Source organism: Chryseobacterium pennipullorum (genome assembly GCF_003384725.1).
In the GTDB taxonomy this organism is placed as follows: Bacteria; Bacteroidota; Bacteroidia; order Flavobacteriales; family Weeksellaceae; genus Chryseobacterium; species Chryseobacterium pennipullorum.
In genome coordinates, this window is record NZ_QNVV01000044.1 from 1 (window position 1) to 1,584 (window position 1,584).

2 protein-coding genes and 1 pseudogene are annotated in these 1,584 nt (G+C 33.8%); all 3 read right to left on the reverse strand.

Features of this window, described 5'->3' with window-relative positions; all coding sequences use genetic code 11:
• Window positions 1-290 (reverse strand): annotated as a pseudogene (locus DRF67_RS21885) (hypothetical protein); the annotation flags it as partial.
• The gene (locus tag DRF67_RS21390) at window positions 283-477 is read right to left on the reverse strand and encodes a hypothetical protein (protein ID WP_123912808.1); all 195 of its coding nucleotides are present in this window, start codon (window positions 475-477) and stop codon (window positions 283-285) included. The gene DRF67_RS21390 and the pseudogene DRF67_RS21885, both read right to left, overlap by 8 nt.
• Window positions 478-647: 170 nt before the next feature.
• Window positions 648-1,584: RHS repeat-associated core domain-containing protein (locus DRF67_RS21265; RefSeq protein WP_133297689.1), on the reverse strand; the 937-nt coding region annotated here is incomplete at its 5' end.

Genomic DNA, 1,584 nt, shown 5'->3' on the forward strand with positions numbered 1-1,584 from the left:
TTTGAGGGCTCCATACAAGTATTTAACATCTTTGAATATCCTTTTTCAATATTTGGTGTATACACCCCTGATTTATAAAAACTTTCGATAAATTGATTAGGATTCTCATTACTAAATAACTTTATATCATAATTTTCAAAAATACCACTCATTTTTACAGAATACATTTCTTTCGATTTCATTTCGAAAGTAACATAAAACAATTTCTCTTTTGTTAAAGTATCACAACCAACTTGTGAGTATAAAAAAACACTCAGAGTCACGGAAAATAAAAAATATATCTTATTCATCTTTCTTTTTTTCAATAGCAGATAAAAACGCTCCATTTCCAACGGTGTTAGCATCCTTTTGATTTGGCTTTTCTGGAGGGTATTTCATAATTCCATTATTGCCTCCTTTGGTCTTAGGATGAGACATGCCAAGAGTATGAAAAATTTCATGCACTTTATTTATTTGGGTATCGTGATCATCATTCATAATAACATGTTTTTTATCCTCCGTAACACCTCCATTTACAGATGTTGTCCCATCTTCATTCTCTGTTGTTTTAAAATAAACAGGATCACTTGTACCATCACCACTTCGTAAAGAGTTTCCAATAGATACACCTTCATATATTTCTCCTTCTGCTAGCTTTTGTGTGTTATCTAAAGAGCCCCGTCTTTAAATTGTAAATCATATTTTATAGTGTATCCCGCATATTCACCTTCTGAAACAGACATTTTCAAATCATTCAAGTAAGAATTAACATTCTTATTCATCTTTCCAACTTCTTTAGATGAATATCCTTTTACAGAAACTTCTTTTTTATTTATATTAGTGAAAGTACTCTTTTCAGTTTGAACATAATAAACTGCTTTAATTGTAATCGTTTTATTTGCTTTATCAATAATTCTTATTCCATCTCTTCCATCTGGGTCGATGAAATTAATGGGATTATTAAAAACATATGTGTATGGTGAAAATCTTCGAGAAACTTCCGCCAACGGATCCACCACACCCCATCTTCCTAAATCTGGCATATAGAATCTTGCGCCGTAATCATACATCCCGGTCTCTTGCAGTTCCTTGCCGTTGTATTTATACTGATAAGCACGATTTCCTACATTCGGGTTATCGGTTCCGTGTTTCAATCCAAATGGATAGTAATTGTTTTCCTCAATGATCTCTATTCCTGATACTCCTTTCATGTAGCTTAATCTTACATTTCCCAGATGATCAGTGTAGTTGTAAATATACTTATTTTTCACAAAATCAAAATATCCTTCTGAGGTGGGAACAAATTGAAGATCAGGAACAGGTACGGGGCATTCGACACAAATCAGGCCATAGCCTTCAAGGGTATATTGAAATCCGTCAAGGTAGTCCGTAACCGTTTGTGCCTCGCTAGTTTCTCCAAATTCCCCACGCTTTGTATAATTATATGCTTTTCGCAGTTTAGTACCATCAGCCCTGTATAAATAAGAAGTGCTGTTTCCGAAAACCCCTGTCGAGTTACTTTTAAAAGAATTAGGCAGGTTCAGGTGGTTATAGCTGATACTTTTAAGATTTTTGTCAATATGGCTTGTCATATTTCCATTCAGA

Excerpts from the sequence above, each read along its gene's own strand:
- DRF67_RS21390 (WP_123912808.1), bottom strand. The coding sequence starts at position 477 with ATGAATGATGATCACGATACCCAAATAAATAAAGTGCATGAAATTTTT.